This is a genomic window from Lacrimispora sp., assembly GCF_036758025.1.
GTDB lineage: Bacteria > Bacillota > Clostridia > Lachnospirales > Lachnospiraceae > Lacrimispora.
Genome location: NZ_DAIOXM010000024.1, coordinates 57,032 through 79,440, shown reverse-complemented (window position 1 = coordinate 79,440; position 22,409 = coordinate 57,032). Strand labels below are relative to the sequence as shown.

The following is a 22,409-nucleotide window of genomic DNA, read 5'->3' as shown; positions in this document are numbered from 1 at the left end:
AAATTATTCATGAGGGCGTTCCGCCCTATAGAAAAGTTGGCGGAACATTGGCTTAATGAGCGAGCTCATACGCCTATGTTTCACCAACTTTTCTGCACTTCCAAATCGTTAGTCAAAGTCTGCGTGGAAGATTCGGTCTGGGGTGTGGATGTCGATGGCGCTTAAGTTGAACTGGTCTTCAAAGATCTGGATTTTATATTCAAAGAAGGTGTCGTCTGTCTTCTTAGACATAAACACGTAAGCACCAGGCTCCTTGTCCTCTATTTCGTCGCAGATTTCCTCGTAAATCTCTTCCCCTTTGACAGGGCCTTCATAGCCGGCAGCACGGATTGTTTCTTCAATGGCCTGATAAATTTCTTCCATAAAACAGCACCTCATTTCTCGTTGATTGAATACATGTACTATTATAAACAATCTTTTCCTCTGCCGCAAGAACTACTTGAATCTTCTTAAGGAGGGTGTATAATAGACAGGAATAAAAAGGAGAGATTTGGACATGAATTTATTAAACAGGCCAAGAAGATTGAGAACCTCAGATTCTTTGAGGAAAATGGTCCGGGAAACCAGGATTTCTAAGGAGTCTTTGATCTATCCTCTGTTTGCAATAGACGGAGAGGGGATTGTGGAAGAGATCCCATCCATGGAAGGCCAGTACCGCTACAGCGTGGACCGGCTTTCTGTCATTATGGACCGGCTTTTAGAGGCCGGTGTGGAAAAGGTTCTTTTGTTTGGGATTCCGGCCCATAAAGACGGCTGCGGAAGCCAGGCTTATGATGAAAACGGGATTATTCAGCGGGCTGTCCGCTATATCAGAGAATATTACCCGTCTGTATACGTGATTACTGATGTGTGTATGTGCGAGTACACCTCCCACGGCCACTGCGGAATTCTGGATGGGGAGTACGTGGACAATGACAAGACTCTGGAATACTTAAACCGGATCGCCCTGTCCCATGTAAGGGCCGGAGCCCATATGGTGGCTCCCTCGGATATGATGGATGGGCGGATCGGTGCCATGAGGCAGGCCCTTGATGAGGCGGGATTTGAGACAGTACCTGTTATGGCTTATTCAGCCAAGTATGCCTCCGCCTTTTACGGACCTTTCCGGGAGGCAGCCGGATCGGCTCCTGCTTTTGGGGACCGGAAAAGCTATCAGATGGATTACCACAACCGGAAAGAGGCCTTAAAGGAAGTGAAGCTGGATATTGAGGAAGGGGCTGACATTGTGATGGTAAAGCCTGCTCTTTCCTATCTGGACGTCATCAGGGAGGTGGCTGACCGCCATGACCTTCCGGTGGCAGCATACAGCGTCAGCGGGGAATATGCCATGATAAAGGCAGCAGCAAAGGCCGGCTATATTGATGAGGAGAAAATTATGTGTGAATCAGCAGTCAGCATATACCGGGCCGGTGCGGACATTCTCATCACCTATTATGCCATGGAGCTTGCAGGCTGCATAGAACAGGGAAAAATAGGCTGATCAAAGCCCTTTTTCCCGGCGGAACTCTTTAATATCGTCAAGGAGCAATGAGGTGATGCGCAGACCTCCCCGGCCGCTTCCGATGGAGATATCAGGCTTATTGTCTCCGTGAAAATCGGAACCGCCTGCGGAAAATAAGCCGTATTTCAGGGCCAGCTTCTTCAGCTTTCCGCTTTCGTGCTGGTTGTTGGAGGAGTGGTAGACCTCTAAGCCGTGAAGGCCTAAGGAGGTCAGATAGCAGACCAGTTCTTCTGTTTTCTGATCGCCCAGCCGGTACTGGTATGGATGGGCCAGGACAGGGGAAGCCTTGGAGTTGGCAAGGATTTTCATGGCGTATTCCGGAGTGATCTCTTCCTTGGGAGGGCAGTATGGTCCCCCGTAGTCCAGGTATTTCCGAAAGGCCTGATCCATGGTTTTGACGTATCCCTTTTCCATGAGAAGCCGGGCTATATGGGCTCTGGTTATGACGGTTCCCGGATTTTTTTCCAGAATTTCTTCCAGAGTCAAGTCCATGCCTGCCTCCTGAAACCGGAGCATCATGGTTTCGTTGCGCTTGTCCCGGATGAGCCTTAAGCCCTCGGCTGCTGCGCGAAACTCCTGGTCGTCAGGATTGACGTAAAGTCCCAGGATGTGGATTTCTTTTCCCTGGTATACGCAGGAAATCTCAATTCCCGGAATAATCTCAATGGGAAGTCCGGCGGCGGCAGCCTGAGCCTCAGGAATGCCGGAAATGGTGTCGTGGTCAGTCAGGGCCATGGCTGAAAGCCCTTTTTCCACTGCCAGGGCTACCACCTGGGAGGGCGTATAAGTGCCGTCTGAAGCGTTTGAGTGAACGTGCAGATCGATGAATTTCATAAGAACCTCCTGAAGGGAATTTTTAGTAAAGTCCGCGGACTTATTTATGAAAAGGTTTGATAACAACATAGTAACACATTCTTAACATTTTGTAAAATTCAGCGTAACCAAAGGCGGAGATTTAAAAATTCATAAAATCGTAATGGAATTTTCCACAAAATATGGTATACTAGTCCATGTAATACCACATAATCATGTAAAAAGGTGAAGATAGATGAGTCAAGTGAATGACAGACAAAGAAACGCAGTAAGAACCTCCTCCCGTACGTCCGGCTCAAGGAGCCAGTCAGGGACAAGCCGCAGACAGGGGCAGTCCTACCGGAGCAGCGGTTCGTCCAACAGAAGAGGAAAGAGGAGAAAAAGAGGGCCTGAATACAATATTACCAGGGTAGTGAGGATACTTCTTTTCGCTGCGTCCGCCATAGTCCTTGTTATGGCCACCTCAAAGTACTTAGAGACCGTAAAGGCCAAAGAGGGGTCGGCAGAGACATCAGCAACTCTGGAAACAGAGCTTCAGAAAGAGGTTACGGTAGACGGAATTTCCATTGCGGGAATGTCCAGGGAAGAAGCCCTGGCTGCCATTGAAAAGCAGTATCAGTGGGGAATGAAGGTCACTTACCAGGAAGAAGAATACGAACTGAAAAATCTGCTGGACAGTAAGGTAAAAAGCCTGCTGGAGGAGATTTATACAGGGGAGGCAAAGGAAAGCTATACCCTTGATATGACCGGCCTGGAAGACGCCGTTCAGACCGAGGTAAAGGCCATTGCAGCCAAATGGGATGTGGCTCCGAAAAACGGCTCCATCTCAGGCTTTGATAAGGCCAGCGGATCATTTGTCTACTCCGGAGAGAAAAATGGAGTTGTCATTGACCAGGACAAGCTGGCGGCTGACATTCAGACCCAGCTTAAGGCGAAGGATTTCACTGCTGTGGTTCCTGCTTCCGCCAATGAAGTGGCCCCTAAGATCACCGAGGCCCAGGCCAAGGAGATGTATAAGGTCATCGGAACTTATTCCACCACCACCACAGCCAACAAGGACCGGAACAAGAACATTGAACTGGCTGCCGATGCTTTAAACGGAATGATTCTCCAGCCAGGAGAGACATTTTCCTTTAATAATGCTACAGGAGAGCGGTCTCCGGCAAAGGGCTACCGTCCGGCCGGTGCATATTTAAACGGTGTTCTGGTCGAAGAACCGGGAGGCGGCGTATGTCAGGTTTCTTCCACCCTGTATAATGCAGTGGTATTTGCGGGACTGACTACCACGGAGCGCCATGCTCACAGCTATGAGCCCAGCTATGTGACACCGGGAGAGGATGCCATGGTAAGCTTTGGCGGTCCTGATATGAAATTTGTCAATAATTCTTCCTGCGCCGTTGCCATAAGGGCCAGCTTTGCGGACAGGAAGCTGAAGATCTCCATTGTGGGAATTCCTATTCTGGAGGAGGGAGTCACCCTTTCCATGTCTTCCACAAAGACAGGGGAACTGGCTGCTCCGGCACCGGTTTATGAAGAGGACCAGACCTTAGAGGACGGAGTGGAGAAGATAGAGAAGGCTGAAACAAAGGGAAGCCGGTGGGTGACCAATCTGGTTACGAAAAAAGATGGGGTTGTGGTAAGCGATGAATTCTTCCATAACAGCACTTACCGCGGAAAGCCTGCTACCATTAAGCGGAATACGTCCGGCGTGGTTATACCGGCTACTGACGGATCAGAGGGCGCTTCTGAAGGCATCGGAGAAAATCCGGCCACAGTGACAGAGGCTCCGGGGCCTGGAAATAACGAAACCACAGGCGCTGCCACAACGGCTCCCAAAGAGACGGAAAAGCCGGATCAGGAAACAACTCCTGTACCCCAGGGACCGGGAGAGGATGGCGGGGCGTCCATCATTCAGCCCAACCCATTTTAGAGGTTTGTAAGGGAAAATCGGACAGGATCGGGCAAATATTGACTCCGATCCTGTTTTTATGCGATTGTTTTTAAAATAATACTTAATTTTCCAGTTTTAATATTTGCTTTTTGTTAAATAATTGTTATAATAATCCTAGGTCACTTTCCCGAAAGGGAATACTAATTGATATATTATTCACATTTGCAGGAGGAAATCAAGAATGGCAAGAAAAATGAAAACCATGGATGGTAACCATGCAGCAGCTCATGCGTCTTATGCATATACTGATGTAGCGGCTATTTATCCGATCACCCCATCCTCACCTATGGCAGAGGCTTCAGATGAGTGGGCAACAGATGGTAGAACCAATATTTTTGGACAGACGGTACAGATTACAGAGATGCAGTCTGAGGCGGGTGCTGCAGGTGCAGTACACGGGTCTTTATCAGCAGGTGCGCTGACCACCACCTACACCGCTTCTCAGGGTCTGTTACTTATGATCCCAAACCTTTATAAGATCGCAGGTGAGCAGCTTCCGGGCGTAATCAACGTATCAGCCCGTGCCATTGCCAGCCATGCTTTGTCTATCTTTGGTGACCATTCCGACGTATATGCATGCCGTCAGACCGGCTGCGCTATGCTTTGCGAATCCAGCGTACAGGAAGTTATGGACTTAACTCCGGTTGCTCATATGGCAGCTTTGGAAGGAAAAGTTCCTTTTATCAATTTCTTCGACGGTTTCCGTACATCTCATGAGATCCAGAAGATCGAAACATGGGATTATGAGGATTTAAAAGAGATGGTAAACATGGACGCAGTGGATGCATTCCGCCGCCATGCTTTGAATCCAAACCATCCATGCCAGAGAGGTTCCGCTCAGAACCCTGATATCTTCTTCCAGGCAAGAGAAGCATGTAATCCGTATTACGATGCTCTGCCATCAGTTGTTCAGAAATATATGGACAAGGTAAATGCAAAGATCGGTACTGACTATAAGCTGTTTAACTATTACGGAGCTGCTGATGCAGATCATGTAATCATTTCTATGGGTTCTGTCAATGAAACCATTGATGAAACCATTGATTATTTAACTGCAGCAGGAAGCAAGGTAGGTGTTGTGAAGGTTCGTCTTTACAGACCATTCTGTGCAGAAGCTCTTATCGATGCAATTCCTGATACAGTTAAGACTATTTCCGTATTGGACAGAACAAAAGAGCCAGGTTCCTTAGGCGAGCCTTTATACCTGGATGTAGTTGCTGCCCTTAGAGGAACCAAGTTTGACCAGGTGAAGATCTTAACCGGACGTTACGGTTTAGGCTCCAAGGATACTACACCTGCTCAGATCGTAGCAGTTTACAACAACAAGGAGAAAACTCCGTTCACCATCGGTATCGTAGATGATGTAACCCACCTTTCCCTTGATGCAGGCGATCCTATCGTTACTACTCCGGAAGGAACTACAAACTGTAAGTTCTGGGGCCTTGGTGCAGACGGTACCGTAGGCGCTAACAAGAACTCCATTAAGATCATCGGTGACAACACAGATATGTACGCTCAGGCTTACTTTGACTATGATTCCAAGAAGTCCGGCGGCGTTACCATGTCTCACCTTCGTTTCGGACATGAGCCGATTAAGTCCACTTACCTGATCCGTCGGGCTAACTTTGTGGCTTGCCATAACCCTGCTTATATCCGTAAATACAACATGGTTCAGGAACTGGTTGACGGAGGAGTTTTCCTGCTCAACTGCCCATGGGATGCAGAAAGTCTTGACAAGCATCTTCCCGGACAGGTTAAGAAGTATATTGCTGACCACAATATCAAATTCTACACCATTGACGGTGTGAAAATCGGTATTGAGACAGGCATGGGTGCTACCCGTATCAACACCATTCTTCAGTCCGCATTCTTTGAGCTGACCGGAATCATTCCTGCTGAAAAGGCAAATGAACTGATGAAGGCTGCTGCTCAGGCAACCTACGGACGTAAGGGTGAAGAAATTGTTAAGAAGAACTGGGCTGCTATTGATGCAGGCGCAAAGAACATCGTTAAGATCGAAGTTCCGGAAAGCTGGAAGAACTGCGAAGACGAAGGTCTGGATTATATGGTTGTAGGCGAAGGCAGAGGCGATGTAGTGAACTTTGTCAATAACATTCAGACAAAGGTAAGCGCTCAGCAGGGTGATACACTTCCTGTATCTGCATTCAGCGATTATGTTGACGGTTCCACACCATCCGGCTCCTCTGCATACGAGAAGCGCGGTATTGCAGTTACCATTCCAGGTTGGAAACCTGAAAACTGTATTCAGTGTAATTTCTGTTCCTATGTATGTCCGCATGCAGTTATCCGTCCAGTTGCTATGACTGAAGAAGAAGTAGCTACAATTCCGGAAGGAATGCAGACACTCGCTATGACAGGTATGCCAGGATATCAGTTCAGCATCACTGTATCAGGCTTTGACTGTACAGGCTGCGGTTCCTGTGCCAATGTTTGTCCTGGAAAGAAGGGCGAAAAGGCTCTTGTTATGGTTGATATGGAAGCTAACGCTGCTACAAAGCAGAAGGAATTTGACTTCGGTCAGACTCTGCCGATCAAGCAGGAAGTTATTGATAAATTCAAAGAGTCAAGCGTTAAGGGAAGCCAGTTTAAGAAGCCTCTCCTTGAGTTCTCAGGTGCATGTGCAGGCTGCGGCGAGACTCCTTACGCAAAACTGGTTACCCAGTTATTCGGCGACAGAATGTATATTGCAAATGCTACAGGCTGTTCCTCCATCTGGGGTAACTCTGCACCATCTACACCTTACACCGTAAATGAAAAGGGACAGGGTCCTGCATGGTCCAACTCTCTGTTTGAGGACAATGCTGAGTTCGGTTACGGTATGCTTCTGGCTCAGACCTCTTTAAGAAACGGCTTAAAGGCTAAGGTTGAGGAAGTTATGAACTCTGATCAGGCATCTGAGGAAGTAAAGGCTGCCTGCAAAGAGTATTTAGATACCTTCAGCATCGGCGTAACAAACGGTTCTGCAACAGACAAGCTGGTTGCAGCATTGGAAGGTGCTGACTGCGATACCTGCAAGTCTATTGTAAGAGACAAGGATTTCTTAGCTAAGAAATCTCAGTGGATCTTCGGCGGCGACGGCTGGGCATATGATATCGGCTTCGGTGGTCTTGACCACGTTCTTGCAAGCGGAAAAGACATCAACGTAATGGTATTTGATACAGAGATTTATTCCAACACCGGCGGACAGTCTTCCAAGGCTACCAATACAGGTGCTGTTGCACAGTTTGCAGCAGGCGGTAAGGATACTAAGAAGAAGGATCTGGCAGCAATCGCTATGAGCTATGGTTATGTATATGTGGCTCAGGTTGCTATGGGTGCTGATTATGCACAGACTGTTAAGGCTATTGCTGAGGCAGAGGCTTATCCGGGACCATCCTTAGTCATCGCTTATGCTCCATGTATCAGCCATGGTATCAAGAAGGGTATGTCCAAGGCTCAGACAGAAGAGAAACTGGCTGTTGAGTGCGGTTACTGGAACAACTTCCGCTTCAACCCTGACGCTGAGAAGAAATTCTCCTTAGACAGCAAGACTCCTAACCTGGATAACTACGAAGAATTCTTAAAGGGTGAGGTTCGTTACTCTTCCCTTGCTATGAAGAATCCAGAGAGAGCTGCTGAACTGTTCGCTCAGAACAAGAAGTATGCTGAGGAAAAATATAATCACCTTCAGAAGCTGATTACCTTATACGGTAACGACTAATTGATATTTGTGTAATAACTGCGGCCCCGGATGGTTTCATCCGGGGCTGTTTTGAGATTATAAAAGACGGCAGCAAAAAAGCGCATTCCTGATGAGAAAAATGTCTGTCAGGAATGCGCTTTTTAAAGTAAAGGGCTGGTTTTTTACAGCAAATTGTACCCATATTGGTATGAGACAACTGCACCTGTAATGAAAAGATTAAAAAAACCATATCCGAAAAAGATGCCTGTAAAAAATCTTCTGAAATTCGTGCTTTCATATTTAGTAAGCAATTGGATACCTCCGTCTAATGTCATTGGTATGAGAAAACCTGCGGCATATAAGACTGGAAGACGGTAAATTGCATATGTAAGGCTTAATATAACCATTCCTGCCAATTCACCGGTGCATCTTGCACAGATGGGAAATTGTTTTCCATGAAAGAAAAAGGAACGGTCTGCTCTGCAATGGCAGCCGAATACAATAGGAAGTGACCGGTAGAGAAAACTTATCATACCCCGTATAAAGAGGCACCGATTCCTAAGGCAAACATTAATACATAAAATACAATACCAAGTCCTACGGCAACCAGAGCACCGATTCCGGCGGCTTTTGCTGATTTAGGTTTTGTATCTTTCCATATTAAGAATAAAATCAAACCGGCTAATGGAATACAGCAGCCTAAAAGGCTCCAACCAATACCGCCGGAATCTACCGCCTGGGAAACTCCACAATGGGGGCAGATGACTGCTTTGTCATCAATTTGTTGATTACAATTTTTACAATTCATACTTTTATCCTCCTGTATATACATTAAAATAACTTAATTTCGGAATTAAATAATTAACTCCTAAATACTTTTGTAGTATGACATATTTAGAAATAAAAGTCTATAGATTTTACGAAAAAAGGATAATTTTGTCATTTTTTGAAAATAAATTAGAAAAATTCATATGATTTTATATTTTATGAATAAATAATACTTTTGTAATTTTTATAAAACTGCATGGTATATGGTGAAAATGTTTAAACTTTTAAAAGAACAGCAGTATTTAAAACAAGACAGGCACTGGGCGTTTATATTGGAATAAACTTATAATATAACCATCATAAAGAGGAATTCTATGGACGGGTTGTCTTGTATGCAAAATAATCTGGAAACCGATGGAGATTCCAGGGTTTCCATTATTACCGTATCCCCTCAGGAGGTCATTCCCTGTTATTACTGCGCCTCCAGTCAAATCGGCCTTGTCCGGTTTCTCAATGCAACTGTGGGATATCATTCGTTTTTTATTTCTGTCGGCGGCCAATTGGCTGTAAGCGGGCTGGAGACCGGAGGGCTCAGCGACTATGGCCGTGTTTCTGCCGGGCTGCAAATGGTGTCCATATCTGACGAAACAGGCTACGTCTATCTGGAGAAACAGATTTGTGTGCCAATGGACGGGGCCGTTACCATTGCCTTTATCAATACGGATTTTGGCCTGGATCTGGTGGAGATAAGAGACATATTCTGTAACGGAGGCATTCATACGGGATGTTTCCGGGTGTGTAATTTATCCATAACCAACCGAAGAATCAATGTTTCCTTAAATTCCGGCCTTACCTTCCGGGCAGTGGGGTACAGGGAGCTGACCAGATTTGAATATCTTCTGACCGGTTATTACATGGTTTCTGTTTACAGCAGTCATGTTTACTCCATGAATATCATTTTGAATTCCAACCTATATATAAGGGGAAACACTTCTTACACCTTGTACGGTTTTAACGGGAGCAGTGCCCAGGATGACCTTCGCGTTTTAATTGTGGAGGACAGGAGAAGTTAGAATCATAACCTCTGGTTGACAGACTGGAGGTTTTCTGATATAGTAACTGTACTAAGTGTGTTAATACAATTATAGGAGGAGAAATATGATACTGCTTGATTACAAAGACCGCAGACCAATTTACGAGCAGGTTATAGAAAAGATGAAGGATCTTATTCTGTGCGGTGTATTGGAACAGGATGTACAGCTTCCTTCGGTCCGGACTTTGGCTACAGATCTCTCCATTAATCCAAATACCATACAACGGGCCTATGCAGAGCTTGAGAGGCGGGGATTTATTTACTCGGTTAAAGGAAGGGGAAGCTTTGTGGCTGATGCAGGCTCCCTTCGGGCCTTAAAATGCAGTGAACTGAAAAGAGAGCTGAGAAGCTGGATCGAAGAAGCCAAGAGGACGGGGCTGACGGAAGATAAGGCCCATACGTGGGTTGCAGAAGAATGGATCAGCCCGGTAAATTCGACAGGGGAGGAGAGACTATGATAAAGGCAGAAAATTTGACTAAAAATTTTGATGATATTGTAGCAGTGGACCATGTAAATGCGGAAATCAGGGATGGAAGCGTGTTTGGCCTCATTGGAACCAACGGGGCAGGCAAGAGCACATTTTTGAGAATGATCAGCGGCATTTTAAAGCCGGATGAGGGAAGTGTGGTGATAGACGGGGAACAGATATTTGAAAATATTAAGGTAAAGAGCCGTTTCTTCTACATTTCCGATGATCAGTATTTCTTTAATAATGCTTCGCCTCTGGATATGATGGAATTTTACAGCAAGGTGTATCCGGCATTTGACAAAGAACGTTTTCAAAAGCTTTTGAAAAGCTTTGGGCTGGAAGGGAGAAGGAAGATTCATACCTTTTCAAAGGGAATGAAAAAGCAGCTTTCGGTCCTGTGCGGCATTTGTGCCAATACGGATTATCTGTTCTGTGATGAGACCTTTGACGGCCTTGATCCGGTGATGCGGCAGGCGGTGAAAAGCATATTTGCAAATGACATGGCGGAGCGGAATCTAACCCCCATCATTGCTTCCCACAACTTAAGGGAGCTGGAGGATATCTGTGACCATGTAGGCCTTCTTCACAGGGGCGGAATCCTGGTTTCCAGGGATTTAGATGATATGAAGCTTAACATCCACAAGATCCAGTGTGTTTTAAAGGATGGTATGAGTGCAGAGGATCTGGGGCTTTTGCAGCGGATTAAGACGGAAGAGAGGGGAAAACTCTATACCATAACGGTGAGAGGAACCAGGGCTGAGGTAGAGCAGATCATGGAAGCTTATGAACCGGTATTTTACGAGATCATTCCATTATCCCTGGAGGAAATATTTATCAGTGAGACGGAGGTGGCAGGATATGACATCAAAAAGCTTATATTTTAATCTGTTCCGGGAGGATGGGAAACGGCGCCATTGGTCCATTGCTTTGTCCTTTCTGCTGTTTTTCTTCACCTTTCCCGTAAGAATTGCACTGCTTATCAGCGATAATTCCAAGGGAGAGATGGATTATAAGTATATTGTATCTACTTTAAATGAGTGGCTGGGATTTCAAAATGGGCTGGTGGCAGGCTTTCTCATACTTATGTCGCTGATTATGGGAGTGAGCTGTTTTTCTTACTTACATTCCAGGCAGAAGGTGGATTTTTACCATGGGATTCCTGTCAGCAGAAAGCATTTGTTTTGGATCAGCTATTTTCAAGGAATCTGGATTCCCGGGGCAGTCTATGGCATAAACTTGTTAGTTACCATAGGGATTGCCGGTGTAAGCGGTGTCCCTCTTATGGAAATATCAGGGACTGCTTTTAAGGGATTTACACTGTTTATCCTGCATTATGCCATGATGTATTCCCTCACTGTAACGTCCATGGTTCTGACGGGAAATGTGGTGGTGGGAATTCTGGGCAATCTGGTGCTTAACTTTTACTCTGTCTGCGCCATTCTGATTCTGGAAATGTGCTTTAGTACTTTTTTCCGCACCAGCTACGGCGGAGGCGGGTATTTCCTGACAAAATGGAAGGATAGGACCTCTCCCTTTGTCCTGTTTGTAACCAATGTGGGCCGGTTGTATCCGGGCAATCCCGAAGGGGGCCAGGGGATCAGGATTTTTGCTGTTCTGGCTGTGACTGTGGCACTGGCACTGTTTTCCTTCTGGCTTTATAAAAAGAGAGGGCTGGAGGCAGCAGGAAAGGCCATGGCATTTAAGATCAGTATGCCGATTATCCGGATTCCTATTGTAATCTTATCAGCTTTAAGCGGAAGTGTATTCTTCTGGAGTCTCCATTCCAGTGCAGGCTGGTCCTTGTTTGGACTGCTTTGCGGAATGGTGATATCACACGGAGTCATTGAAATTATTTACCATTTTGATTTTAGAAAGCTGTTTTCCCATTGGAAGCAAATGTTGGTTTCCGCCCTTTTGGCAGCAGTAGTATTTTGCGGATTCCGCTATGACCTGTTTGGATATGACAGGTATATTCCGGCGGAAAATGCCATTGAATCGGTTGCCGTTGATGTCAATAATGCCTTTTACTGGGTTGACTATGGAAATCCCAGGAAGGATGCCATGGGAGAGTATTACTGGGACTATGTGAATTCCGGACAGTACATCTTAGATAATATGAAGCTGCAGGACAGAGAGGCAGTCATGTCCCTGGTAAAAAAGGCAGTGGCAAGAAACCAGGAATTAAACCATGGAAATGATGCTTCCTACAGGCGGAATACAGACGGAAGAGAATATCAGTTTTCCGTAAAATATATTTTAAAGAACGGAAAGAGCGTTTACCGCTCCTACTGGCTGCCCCAGAAGGAGTCGGAACAGGAGATCATTGATATTTTTGAGAATCCTGATTTCATTCAGACCGTTTATCCCATCCTTTCCCAGACAAAGGAGGATACTGCCTGGGTGAGACTGAGCCGGGCCGGGCAGACGAACATTGTCAGCCGGGACAGAAACGGGACAGATAAGGCCATGACCGAACAGTTGCTTCTTGCATATCAGGAGGAACTGAGGAATCTGGATGCAGAGACCATGAAACGGGAAAATCCCGTAGCCACCATTCAGTTTATGACAAAGCTTCAGGCAGAAGCAGAGGCTAAGAGGGAAGAACTGCAGAGTTCCTGGAAATACAGTGAAGTCGCTTCAAGGGGTTACTATCCTGTCTATCCTTCTTTCCATAAGACCCTGGGCCTGTTAAGGGAATGCGGAATTAATACAGACGTTTGGACGGACTGGAGCGATATAAAGCAGATCAGCATTGACGGGGTACAATATACCTCCGACGGCTACGATTACGGCCAGAGAGGCTTTGAGACCATCTCCATTACAGACCAGGAGGAGATCAGCCGGATTATGTCCCAGGCCATTGTGGAAGAGTATTCCTCTATGAATCCTTTCTGGGAGCGGCGGGAAGAGGATTTAGCTCTCTTCGGAGTTATTACCGGTTCCGGAGAAAGAGGCCAGGAGGTCCGCTACAGCGTCCCGCTGAATGTATTGTCTGAGGATGTAAAAGCGGAAATAGAAAAGAGAAAAAACGAAGGGTAAGCAGTCTTTCATTGACTTTTTCCTCTGATGAAGTTAAAATGATAGGAGCATAAGTCAAAGGAGGAATCACGGATGGCATTTTTTGAAGGGCTGGGTAAGACACTTAGTGATACCGGCAAAGAGGTTGCAACAAAGGCAAAGGCGCTGACGGAAACCATACAGCTAAAGACTCAGATCAGCGGGGAGAAAACCAAGCTGGAAGAAGCTTATGCAGTGATTGGAAAGCTGTTTTATGAAAGCAACAAGGAGCCGGAGGAAGAATATAAGAAGGCTTATGAAGTGGTCAGAGCCTGCCGGGAGAGAATTGCCGCTCTGGAGATTGAACTGACCCAAAGTGAAGGAACCCGCCTCTGCGCAGAATGCGGAGCAAAGGTTACCAAGGATTCCCTTTACTGCGGAAAGTGCGGTGCACCTGTAAAGGAAGCGGCTGCCCAGGAAGAGGAAGAAGCCGAGGCAGATCCGGCTGTTTTTACAGAGGAAGAAACTGCAGCATCAGGAATTAATTCGGTGAGTGAAGACGTATTTGAATCTACAGAAGAATAAGATATTGATGGAAAGGCCGGCTTGTGAAAAAGCCGGTCTTTCAGACCTAAAGGAGCGTATCATGGATTCATATATCAAATGGCTGGGAAGGATATTTCTCCTTTCTTTCCTGATGAATATTTTTATTGAACTTGCTTCCAGGAAGTCTTTGATCAGCCTGGGCTTGTATATATGGGGCAGTCCCCTGGTTTTTCTGCTGAATACGATGATCATTCTGCTGACCTTTACGGTGGTGTTTGTCACCAGGCGCAGGATTTTTTCCTGTATTGCGGTTTCTGCCATGTGGATTTTTATGGGAATCGTAAACGGCATTCTGCTGATTTTCAGGACAACTCCTTTTACAGCGGCAGATCTGCGGCTGGTAAAATATGCGGTCAGTATGGCGACCCTTTATTTTACCTGGATGCAGATTATTTTCCTGGGGGCCTCCATTGCGGGCTGTGTGGTCCTTCTGGTCATCTTGTGGCGCAGGGCCCCGGTGACAAGAGAAAAGGTACGCTACAGGGCCGGAGCAGGGTTGATTGCAGTCAGTGTGGTCCTGGTGCTGGGAATGACCGATGGAGCCATGAAAACAGGGCTGGTGGCAGTTCATTTCGGAAATATTGGGGATGCCTTCCGGACTTATGGGTTCCCTTACTGCTTTTCCAATTCCCTTTTTAATACAGGCATATCCAAGCCGGAGGGATATGGAAGCGAGACCATGGAAGCCATTCGGGAAGAGGAGCTGATCCCTGAAAATACTTATGCTTTATCCGAGGACACAAAGCCTAATGTGATCATGATTCAGCTGGAATCCTTTTTTGACCCCTCCCTTTGGGAAAATAATCCGGTTGATTATGATCCTATCCCTTTTTTTCACTTGCTGCAAAAGAACTATCCCGGAGGTTATATCAGTGTGCCTTCTGTGGGAGCGGGAACAGCAAACACGGAATTTGAGTCTATTACAGGAATGAATCTGGACTTTTTCGGTCCCGGTGAGTATCCTTATAAGACCGTGCTGAAAAAGACTTCCTGTGAAAGCGTTGCTTTTGATTTAAAGAATATCGGATATAAGGCCCACGCCATTCATAACAATGAAGCCACCTTTTATGACCGGAACACGGTGTTTTCCCAGCTTGGTTTTGATACGTTCACCCCTATCGAATACATGAATCATGTGGAGCGCAATCCTACGGGCTGGAGCAAGGACAAGATTCTTACGGGGGAGATCATCAAGGCTTTGGACTCCACCTCAGGCCCTGATTTTATTTACACCATATCGGTCCAGGGACATGGAAAATATCCTGATTTTGAATATTACTGCCAGCAGATCGGGGAAATGGACCAGTTTATCCGTTCTCTTGTGAACACCTTAAGGACCAGGGAAGAGCCTATTGTGCTGGTGATGTACGGAGACCATTTGCCGGGCTTTGAATGGTCCCAGGATGAAATGAAGAACAATTCCCTGTTTCAGACGGAATACGTGGTCTGGAACAATATGAATCTTCCCCTGGAAAAAAAGGATGTGGAAGCCTATCAGATTGCCGCCCATGTGCTGGATATGGCGGGCATTCACGAGGGAACTATGATGCGTTTCCACCAGAAGTATTTCCATGGTCCCAATGAGGGGCTGGATAAATACCTGGAAGATATGAAAAGCCTGGAATACGACATTTTGTACGGCGGACGTCAGGTGTATGGAGGGGAAAATCCTTATGAGGCCACGGATTTGAAAATGGGAATTGACGATATTACCATTGACCAGGTGGTATACAATGATTCTAATTTGCTGGTTTACGGGGAGAATTTTACTCCTTATTCAAAAATCTGTCTTGACGGAAAGGCTCTGGAGACCATCTTTGTCTGGCCGGAACTGGTCATAGCCAAGGAGGTTCCTGAAAAAAAGATGCTGGATACAGAGGTTTCCGTATGGCAGATCGGAAGAGACAAGATTCCCCTTGGAGAAAGCAAAGGGTATTTTATAAAAAAGCCGGGGTGAGGGCTGAAAAAAGAGAAGGCATTTGTATGGCAGCCTTCTCTTTTTTGTATGTTGATGTATGTTTTTATATGGTAATCAGCTCATATTCGGAATTGCCAAGACCGATTTTGACCGCATGCTCAACGGAGGACTTCCAGTTGGTATCCGGATGGGTGTCCTTAAAATGGTCATGATGGTGGCTTCCGTGCTTTTCCAATATGCTGCCTGCCATAACAGGCTGTTTGTTTGCGGCATCCGCACAGGCCACATCAAGGGCTACGGGATCAAAGGAGGCAAACATGCCCACATCCGGAATAATGGGAATATCATTTTCCGCATGGCAGTCGCAGTAAGGGGAAACATCCATAACAAGGCTGATGTGGAAGTGTGGGCGGTCTTTTAAAACGGCCTGGGTGTATTCTGCAATCTTGTAGTTTAAGATGTCATTGGCTTCATCAAAGTCTGATTCCACGGCATCCACCGGACAGACACCGATGCAGCGGCCGCATCCTACGCAGCGGTTATGGTTGATATAAGCGATTCTTTCCTCGAAGGTAATGGCGCTGTGGGCACAGTTTTTATAGCAGGCACGGCAGCCGATGCAGAGGCTTTCGATTACGTGAGGCTTGCCGGAGTTGTGCATTTCCATTTTTCCAGCTCTGGAGCCGCAGCCCATTCCGATGTTTTTTAAGGCACCCCCAAAACCAGTGCTCTCATGTCCTTTAAAATGGTTGAGAGAGATGAATATATCGGCATCCATGACAGCCCGTCCGATTTTTGCTTCTTTGATGTATTCTCCGTCAATGGGAACCAGAAGTTCATCCGTTCCCTTTAAGCCGTCGGCAATGAGAACGTGACAGCCGGTGGAAAATGGGGAAAAACCGTTTTCATAAGCGGTTTCCAAATGGTCCAGGGCATTTTTACGGCTTCCCACATATAGGGTATTGCAGTCTGTTAAAAATGGTTTTCCTCCCTGATCTTTTACCAGATCAACCACTACTTTGGCATAGTTAGGGCGGAGGAAAGATAAGTTGCCTAATTCTCCGAAGTGGATTTTAATGGCTGCATATTTATTCTGAAAGTCGATCTGTTCCAGCATACCAGCAGTTTTTATAAGTCTTTTCAGCTTCTGGGGAAGGTTTTCCTGAAATGTAGTACGAAAGCTTGTGTAGTAAACCTTTGATTTTTCCATGAAGGGGTCTCCTTTTGATAAAATTTATTACTATTTTATTATACTGGAAATAATCAGGAAATTCAAGAAGTCCTGGTTTATTTCCGGGAAAGGAGGGGGAGGGGCGGCAGGGTGTTGCAAGAAGGGGGGACAGGCTGTATAATGGAGAGGATAGTCAAATGAATCATGGGAGGTACAAAGGATGAAACGGAATAGGGGAGTGCTTCGGATTGTTTTTGGCAGAACGATATTTGCTGTCATTTCTCTTGCTGTTCAGGTAATGATTTTGGTTGCTGCTTACCGATTTTTAAGCCGCTACATGGTGTACGTTTACGGAAGCTTTACTCTTCTCAGTGCGCTTGTGATCATTTATATTCTGAATAAAGAGGAAAATCCCAGCTTTAAACTGGCGTGGATGGTGCCCATTGCGGCAGTTCCTGTATTTGGAACGCTTTTTTATCTGTTTGTGGAATTTCAGATTCTGGGAAAATTAATGGATAAAAAGCTGAGGGCCAATATGGAGCATACGGAGGACTATATGGCCCAGAATCCAAAGGTCCAGGAAAATCTGTCAAAGATCAGCAGGCAGAGTGCCAATCTGGCTTTTTACCTTAAGAATTCGGGAAATTACCCTGTTTATGGAAATACCAATGCAAAGTATTTTTCATTGGGAGAGATTATGTTTGAAGAAATGAAGAAGGAGCTGGAAGGAGCGGAGCGGTTCATCTTCATGGAGTATTTTATTGTGGAACGGGGAGAGATGTGGGATAGGATTTCGGAAATTCTGGAGCGTAAGGCAAGAGAAGGGGTGGAGGTCCGGTTTATGTATGACGGGATGTGTTCTCTGAGCCTTCTTCCCTATGATTATCCTAAGGAATTGCAGGAAAAGGGCATAAAGGCAAAGGCATTTTCTCCCATCAGGCCTCTCCTTACCACTTATCAGAACAACCGCGACCATAGAAAGATCCTGGTGGTGGATGGGCATACGGCATTTACTGGGGGAATCAATCTGGCGGATGAATACATAAACAGGCGGGTGCGGTTTGGCCACTGGAAGGATACTGGGATCATGCTGAAGGGCGAGGCTGTCACCAGTTTTACCATGATGTTTTTGCAGATGTGGAATGTTTCTGAAAAAGAGACAGAGGATTACAGCAGGTATTTAAGAGATCCGGAATATTATTATCCTCTGGAACTGAATATGGATGGATTTGTCATTCCTTATGGGGATAACCCTCTGGATCAGGAAACAGTGGGAAAACAGGTTTATCTGGATGTGATCAATTCTGCCCGGCATTATGTCCACATCATGACCCCATATCTGGTATTGGACTATGAAATGACCCAGGCCCTCACCTATGCAGCTAAGCGGGGAGTGGAAACTGTCATTATTATGCCCCGTATACCGGATAAGAAGTATGCCTTCTTTCTGGCTATGTCCTATTACGGGGAATTGATCAGGGCAGGAGTGCAGATTTACCAGTATATACCCGGCTTTGTTCATGCAAAGGTCTTTACAAGCGATGACAGCAAGGCAGTGGTGGGAACCGTTAATATGGATTTCAGAAGTCTTTTTCTCCACTTTGAATGCGGGGTTTATTTATACAGGAATGAGGTTGTCTGGGATGTGGAACGGGATTTTCAGGATACCCTGGCCCAATGCCGGAGAGTTACTTTAGAAGATTACAAAAACTACCCGTGGCAGGAAAGGCTGGCAGGCAGAGCTTTACGGCTGTTTGCACCGCTTATGTAAAAGGGCGGAGGGAGAGAAAAAATATGCCGGAGGCGGGTGCCTCCGGCATATTTCATGGTATTTTATGCCTGTTATTAAAACAAGGCTTTATTTTTTCAAATATTGTTTAGTTGGCTTCGATGATAACCATGCTGGCCATAATTGGAACCTGAGCATAGTTTACAGTTGATCCTGTGGTATTAAGCAGAGACAAGGTAGCTGGAACTGCTCCGATGGTCAGGAATGCCATTCCGTTTAACTGTCCTGTAACGATAGGTGAGCTTGCTGAAACGTTGCCGCTGGTATTTATTCTTAAAGTGAATTCCACATAAGTGGATGGGCCAGCTCCGTCAGTGGATACCCACCAGTATACATAGTAGTTCTTTTCTGCGCTGAGGGTTACGATACCGGTTGCAGGATTGTAATCAATGTTAAGGCTCTGGTCATTTAAAATGGTGTTAAACATTACAATGCCGTCGTCTGCAACGCTTGAAGCTCCTGTAAGCTGTATCTGGATGCCTCTCAACTGTGCGGCAGGTCCCTGAGTTCCCTGCGGTCCCTGAGGTCCGGTAGGTCCGATTGGTCCTTGCGGTCCCTGAGGTCCAGTGGCTCCGGTCGGTCCGGTCGGTCCGATTGGTCCCTGCGGTCCCTGAGCACCGGTAGCACCAGTTGCGCCGGTAGGTCCTTCAGGCCCGGTTGGTCCCTGAGGTCCAACAGGTCCTTGAGCGCCGGTAGCGCCGGTAGCACCAGTAGGTCCGGTCGGTCCCTGTGGTCCCTGAGCACCAGTTGCGCCAGCGGGTCCAGCAGGTCCGGTAGGTCCGGTAGGTCCTTCAGGTCCCTGTGGTCCCTGAGCACCGGTAGCGCCAGTAGGTCCAGTAGGTCCAATAGGTCCTTGAGCACCAGTTGCGCCAGTTGCGCCAGTAGGTCCGGTAGGTCCTTGCGGTCCTGCAGGTCCCTGAGCACCGGTAGCGCCAGTAGGTCCAGTCGGTCCAATAGGTCCTTGAGCACCAGTTGCGCCAGCGGGTCCGGTAGGTCCTTCAGGTCCCTGTGGTCCCTGAGCGCCGGTAGCACCAGTCGGTCCAGTCGGTCCAACAGGTCCCTGAGTACCAGTTGCGCCAGTAGGTCCAGTCGGTCCTTGCGGTCCCTGTGGTCCCTGAGCGCCGGTAGCACCAGTCGGTCCAGTTGGTCCAACAGGTCCCTGAGCGCCAGTTGCGCCAGTAGGTCCGGTCGGTCCCTGTGGTCCCTGAGCACCAGTTGCGCCAGTAGGTCCAGTAGGTCCTACAGGTCCCTGAGCACCAGTTGCGCCAGTCGGTCCAATTGGTCCCTGAGCACCGGTTGCGCCGGTCGGTCCGGTCGGTCCCTGAGGTCCGGCAGGTCCCTGAGCACCAGTTGCGCCGGTCGGTCCGGTTGGTCCCTGAGGTCCGGCAGGTCCCTGAGCACCAGTTGCGCCAGTTGCACCAGTAGGTCCGGTCGGTCCCTGAGGTCCTTGCGGTCCGGCAGGCCCGGTGGGGCCGTTTATAATAGGAATTTTTGCCGGAGGGCAATGGTGTAAATTGGTTTGTTGACAAGTTTAAAAACCCATAGTATAATAACACCAATTGAATAAAATCTTCGGGGCAGGGTGAAATTCCCGACCGGTGGTACAGCCCACGAACCGCAAGGTTGATTCGGTTAAATTCCGAAGCCGACAGTACAGTCTGATAGTAGAAGATAAAGGAAGATTCGCATTTTTGTGCGGATATTTGAATTTATGCTCTGAAATGAATTATCATTTCAGGGCTTTTATTTTTTATATCCATGCAAGATAACTGCGGTCCGTTTTATAAAAATGCCTTGAACAATTGTATGTTCAAGGCATTTTTTTCGGAATAGCTTCCGGTTTGTACGCGGTAAAACCGTCGTGCTTGTTTCCTGCCCTGAATTTTATTCAGGGTATTTTTTCATTCTAAGGAGGTGCTATATGGATGAAATAGCATATATGCGTCTTGCCATACAGCTTGCAAGGCAGGGCTGCGGATGGGTAAACCCAAACCCCATGGTTGGTGCGGTGATTGTGAAGGAGGGCAGGATCATAGGGCAAGGCTGCCATCAAAAATACGGGGAACCTCACGCAGAGCGAAACGCATTGGCAGACTGTCAGACACCGGCAGCCGGAGCAACCCTTTATGTGACTCTGGAGCCTTGCTGTCACTATGGCAAAACGCCCCCTTGCACCGAAGCAATCATTGAAAGCGGCATCAGCCGTGTGGTAGTCGGTTCTTCTGACCCTAATCCGCTGATTGCCGGCAAAGGCATTGCAATTTTGCGGTCCCACGGCATCGAGGTAAGGGAGAATGTTGCAAAGGATGAATGCGACAAGCTCAATGAGAGCTTTTTCCATTACATTCAAAACAAGACACCTTATGTGGTCATGAAATATGCCATGACCATGGATGGGAAAATCGCCACCCATACAGGCAAATCCCAATGGATTAGCGGCACGGAGGCACGACAGCGTGTTCATGAGGACCGGCACCGCTATTCTGCCATCATGGTTGGTGCAGGCACGGTTCTTGCAGATGATCCCATGCTGACCTGCCGGCTGGAATATGGCAGGAATCCGCTGCGTATCGTCTGTGATACCCGTCTGAGAACGCCGCTGAAAGCAAAAATTGTCACGACAGCCGGTATAACACCCACCCTCATTGCTACAGCGGTAACGGATATCAGCCGGCACCAGCCGTATCTGGATGCAGGCTGCCAAGTCATGGTACTTCCCCGAAAGGAGGATCACATTGACTTAATCAACCTAATAAAAAGTTTGGGCGAACAGCAGATTGACAGCCTTTTGCTGGAGGGCGGAGGCACATTGAACTGGTCAGCCCTGCAAAGCGGTATTGTAAACAAGGTACAGGCATATGTGGCTCCAAAGTTGTTTGGAGGCAGCGGAAAAACTCCGGTAGAGGGGGTAGGTGTTGATTCACCTGAGGGAGCTTTTCTGCTGAGCAAACCGGTCATCACACAGGCCGGTGAAGATATTTTATTAGAGAGCGAGGTGATCCGGTGTTTACAGGAATCATAGAAGAAATCGGAAAAATACAGAGCATTCAGAAAGGAACCAGCTCGGCCGTTTTATGGGTTCAGGCATGGGAGATTATGCAGGATGCCCATCTTGGCGACAGCATTGCGGTAAATGGCGTCTGCCTAACAGTTACTTCCATTTCCCCAGGGGGCTTTACCGCTGATGTGATGCATGAAACCTTAAACCGTTCCTCTCTCGGAAAGCTGCGGACAGGAAGCCCTGTTAATCTGGAACGGGCTATGCCTGCAAACGGCAGGTTTGGCGGACACATTGTTTCCGGGCACATTGACGGCACCGGAACGGTTTCGGACATTCGCAGAGATGATAATGCGGTTTGGTATACAATCAAAACGCCCTTGCCGGTTCTTCGGTACATCATTGAAAAAGGCTCAATTGCCATTGACGGTATCAGCCTGACTGTGGCGAAGGTGTATAAGGACAGCTTCAGCGTTTCCATCATACCCCACACAGCTTCACTGACAACGCTGTCCAGCCGCCGTGTCGGGGATTTGGTCAATCTGGAAAATGACTGCATTGGCAAATATGTGGAACGCCTGATGGGAAATAAGTCGCAAAACAACAATATCACAGCCGGTTTTCTTGCGGAACACGGCTTTTAGGAGGAATC

At 47.1% G+C, this 22,409-nt stretch carries 19 protein-coding genes and 1 riboswitch; of the genes, 12 read left to right on the top strand and 7 right to left on the bottom strand.

Translation table 11 applies throughout. The features are described from left to right. Positions 1-108: 108 nt before the first annotated feature. On the bottom strand, positions 109-363 hold the full coding sequence (locus V7M78_RS17730) for a hypothetical protein (protein ID WP_333651700.1): 255 nt from the start codon (positions 361-363) through the stop codon (positions 109-111). Positions 364-496: 133 nt separating this feature from the next. On the opposite strand from V7M78_RS17730, the gene hemB reads away from it, so the two are divergent. Beyond that, positions 497-1,480, top strand: a complete 984-nt coding sequence (gene hemB, locus V7M78_RS17725; RefSeq protein ID WP_333651699.1) for a porphobilinogen synthase — start codon at positions 497-499, stop codon at positions 1,478-1,480. Here hemB and V7M78_RS17720 read toward each other — a convergent pair whose 3' ends face one another. Further along, complete coding sequence (locus V7M78_RS17720) at positions 1,481-2,335, bottom strand: PHP domain-containing protein (RefSeq protein WP_333651698.1); 855 nt, start codon at positions 2,333-2,335, stop codon at positions 1,481-1,483. It abuts the gene before it with no gap. A 214-nt stretch (positions 2,336-2,549) separates the two neighbouring features. On the opposite strand from V7M78_RS17720, the gene V7M78_RS17715 reads away from it, so the two are divergent. Both V7M78_RS17715 and nifJ read left to right on the top strand, forming a co-directional pair. Continuing rightward, complete coding sequence (locus V7M78_RS17715; RefSeq protein ID WP_333651697.1) at positions 2,550-4,244, top strand: VanW family protein; 1,695 nt, start codon at positions 2,550-2,552, stop codon at positions 4,242-4,244. A gap of 202 nt (positions 4,245-4,446) precedes the next feature. Next, on the top strand, positions 4,447-7,986 hold the full coding sequence (gene nifJ / locus V7M78_RS17710; protein WP_333651696.1) for a pyruvate:ferredoxin (flavodoxin) oxidoreductase: 3,540 nt from the start codon (positions 4,447-4,449) through the stop codon (positions 7,984-7,986). 143 nt (positions 7,987-8,129) lie between these two features. Here nifJ and V7M78_RS17705 read toward each other — a convergent pair whose 3' ends face one another. Then, a complete protein-coding gene (locus tag V7M78_RS17705; RefSeq protein WP_333651695.1) occupies positions 8,130-8,480 on the bottom strand; it encodes a DUF2085 domain-containing protein in 351 nt (116 codons plus the stop codon). Beyond that, the gene (locus V7M78_RS17700) at positions 8,477-8,755 is read right to left on the bottom strand and encodes a zinc ribbon domain-containing protein (protein ID WP_333651694.1); all 279 of its coding nucleotides are present in this window, start codon (positions 8,753-8,755) and stop codon (positions 8,477-8,479) included. The genes V7M78_RS17705 and V7M78_RS17700 overlap by 4 nt, the downstream gene beginning before the upstream one ends. 334 nt (positions 8,756-9,089) lie before the next feature. Here V7M78_RS17700 and V7M78_RS17695 point away from each other — a divergent pair, with 334 nt between their 5' ends. The 6 genes from V7M78_RS17695 (at position 9,090) to V7M78_RS17670 (ending at position 15,838) form a co-directional block, all read left to right on the top strand. Continuing rightward, a complete protein-coding gene (locus tag V7M78_RS17695) occupies positions 9,090-9,788 on the top strand; it encodes a DUF4397 domain-containing protein (protein WP_333651693.1) in 699 nt (232 codons plus the stop codon). A gap of 85 nt (positions 9,789-9,873) precedes the next feature. After that, positions 9,874-10,266, top strand: coding sequence for a GntR family transcriptional regulator (locus V7M78_RS17690; protein WP_333651692.1), 393 nt, complete (start codon positions 9,874-9,876; stop codon positions 10,264-10,266). Beyond that, positions 10,263-11,162, top strand: a complete 900-nt coding sequence (locus V7M78_RS17685; RefSeq protein WP_333651691.1) for an ABC transporter ATP-binding protein — start codon at positions 10,263-10,265, stop codon at positions 11,160-11,162. Before V7M78_RS17690 ends, V7M78_RS17685 begins: the two co-directional genes overlap by 4 nt. Continuing rightward, positions 11,137-13,317: a DUF6449 domain-containing protein gene (locus tag V7M78_RS17680; protein ID WP_333651690.1), complete on the top strand. Its 2,181-nt coding sequence runs from the start codon at positions 11,137-11,139 to the stop codon at positions 13,315-13,317. Before V7M78_RS17685 ends, V7M78_RS17680 begins: the two co-directional genes overlap by 26 nt. 72 nt (positions 13,318-13,389) lie before the next feature. Then, positions 13,390-13,860: a zinc ribbon domain-containing protein gene (locus V7M78_RS17675; protein ID WP_333651689.1), complete on the top strand. Its 471-nt coding sequence runs from the start codon at positions 13,390-13,392 to the stop codon at positions 13,858-13,860. 61 nt (positions 13,861-13,921) lie between these two features. Continuing rightward, positions 13,922-15,838, top strand: a complete 1,917-nt coding sequence (locus V7M78_RS17670; protein ID WP_333651688.1) for an LTA synthase family protein — start codon at positions 13,922-13,924, stop codon at positions 15,836-15,838. A gap of 64 nt (positions 15,839-15,902) precedes the next feature. Here V7M78_RS17670 and V7M78_RS17665 read toward each other — a convergent pair whose 3' ends face one another. Further along, positions 15,903-17,009, bottom strand: a complete 1,107-nt coding sequence (locus V7M78_RS17665) for a DUF362 domain-containing protein (protein WP_333651687.1) — start codon at positions 17,007-17,009, stop codon at positions 15,903-15,905. Between the two features lie 181 nt (positions 17,010-17,190). Here V7M78_RS17665 and cls point away from each other — a divergent pair, with 181 nt between their 5' ends. After that, on the top strand, positions 17,191-18,741 hold the full coding sequence (gene cls / locus V7M78_RS17660; RefSeq protein ID WP_333651686.1) for a cardiolipin synthase: 1,551 nt from the start codon (positions 17,191-17,193) through the stop codon (positions 18,739-18,741). Positions 18,742-18,847: 106 nt separating this feature from the next. On the opposite strand, the gene V7M78_RS17655 is transcribed toward cls, so the two are convergent. After that, positions 18,848-19,246 (bottom strand): hypothetical protein, encoded by a 399-nt coding sequence (locus tag V7M78_RS17655; protein ID WP_333651685.1) that lies wholly within the window; start codon positions 19,244-19,246, stop codon positions 18,848-18,850. Further along, positions 19,243-19,911 (bottom strand): hypothetical protein, encoded by a 669-nt coding sequence (locus V7M78_RS17650; protein ID WP_442914671.1) that lies wholly within the window; start codon positions 19,909-19,911, stop codon positions 19,243-19,245. The genes V7M78_RS17655 and V7M78_RS17650 overlap by 4 nt, the downstream gene beginning before the upstream one ends. 412 nt (positions 19,912-20,323) lie before the next feature. Beyond that, a riboswitch (FMN riboswitch) is annotated at positions 20,324-20,436 on the top strand. Between the two features lie 244 nt (positions 20,437-20,680). Between V7M78_RS17650 and ribD the strand changes: the two genes are divergently transcribed. After that, positions 20,681-21,781 carry a bifunctional diaminohydroxyphosphoribosylaminopyrimidine deaminase/5-amino-6-(5-phosphoribosylamino)uracil reductase RibD gene (gene ribD / locus V7M78_RS17645; RefSeq protein WP_333651684.1) on the top strand — a complete coding sequence of 367 codons (1,101 nt, stop codon included), beginning with the start codon at positions 20,681-20,683 and terminating at the stop codon, positions 21,779-21,781. Further along, positions 21,763-22,401: a riboflavin synthase gene (locus V7M78_RS17640; RefSeq protein ID WP_333651683.1), complete on the top strand. Its 639-nt coding sequence runs from the start codon at positions 21,763-21,765 to the stop codon at positions 22,399-22,401. Before ribD ends, V7M78_RS17640 begins: the two co-directional genes overlap by 19 nt. The last annotated feature ends 8 nt before the right edge of the window (positions 22,402-22,409 follow it).

Bases quoted from the DNA above. Each gene is read 5' to 3' on its own strand.
- V7M78_RS17730 (WP_333651700.1), bottom strand. From the start codon at position 363: ATGGAAGAAATTTATCAGGCCATTGAAGAAACAATCCGTGCTGCCGGC.
- hemB (WP_333651699.1), top strand. From the start codon at position 497: ATGAATTTATTAAACAGGCCAAGAAGATTGAGAACCTCAGATTCTTTG.
- V7M78_RS17720 (WP_333651698.1), bottom strand. From the start codon at position 2,335: ATGAAATTCATCGATCTGCACGTTCACTCAAACGCTTCAGACGGCACT.
- V7M78_RS17715 (WP_333651697.1), top strand. From the start codon at position 2,550: ATGAGTCAAGTGAATGACAGACAAAGAAACGCAGTAAGAACCTCCTCC.
- nifJ (WP_333651696.1), top strand. From the start codon at position 4,447: ATGGCAAGAAAAATGAAAACCATGGATGGTAACCATGCAGCAGCTCAT.
- V7M78_RS17705 (WP_333651695.1), bottom strand. From the start codon at position 8,480: ATGATAAGTTTTCTCTACCGGTCACTTCCTATTGTATTCGGCTGCCAT.
- V7M78_RS17700 (WP_333651694.1), bottom strand. From the start codon at position 8,755: ATGAATTGTAAAAATTGTAATCAACAAATTGATGACAAAGCAGTCATC.
- V7M78_RS17695 (WP_333651693.1), top strand. From the start codon at position 9,090: ATGGACGGGTTGTCTTGTATGCAAAATAATCTGGAAACCGATGGAGAT.
- V7M78_RS17690 (WP_333651692.1), top strand. From the start codon at position 9,874: ATGATACTGCTTGATTACAAAGACCGCAGACCAATTTACGAGCAGGTT.
- V7M78_RS17685 (WP_333651691.1), top strand. From the start codon at position 10,263: ATGATAAAGGCAGAAAATTTGACTAAAAATTTTGATGATATTGTAGCA.
- V7M78_RS17680 (WP_333651690.1), top strand. From the start codon at position 11,137: ATGACATCAAAAAGCTTATATTTTAATCTGTTCCGGGAGGATGGGAAA.
- V7M78_RS17675 (WP_333651689.1), top strand. From the start codon at position 13,390: ATGGCATTTTTTGAAGGGCTGGGTAAGACACTTAGTGATACCGGCAAA.
- V7M78_RS17670 (WP_333651688.1), top strand. From the start codon at position 13,922: ATGGATTCATATATCAAATGGCTGGGAAGGATATTTCTCCTTTCTTTC.
- V7M78_RS17665 (WP_333651687.1), bottom strand. From the start codon at position 17,009: ATGGAAAAATCAAAGGTTTACTACACAAGCTTTCGTACTACATTTCAG.
- cls (WP_333651686.1), top strand. From the start codon at position 17,191: ATGAAACGGAATAGGGGAGTGCTTCGGATTGTTTTTGGCAGAACGATA.
- ribD (WP_333651684.1), top strand. From the start codon at position 20,681: ATGGATGAAATAGCATATATGCGTCTTGCCATACAGCTTGCAAGGCAG.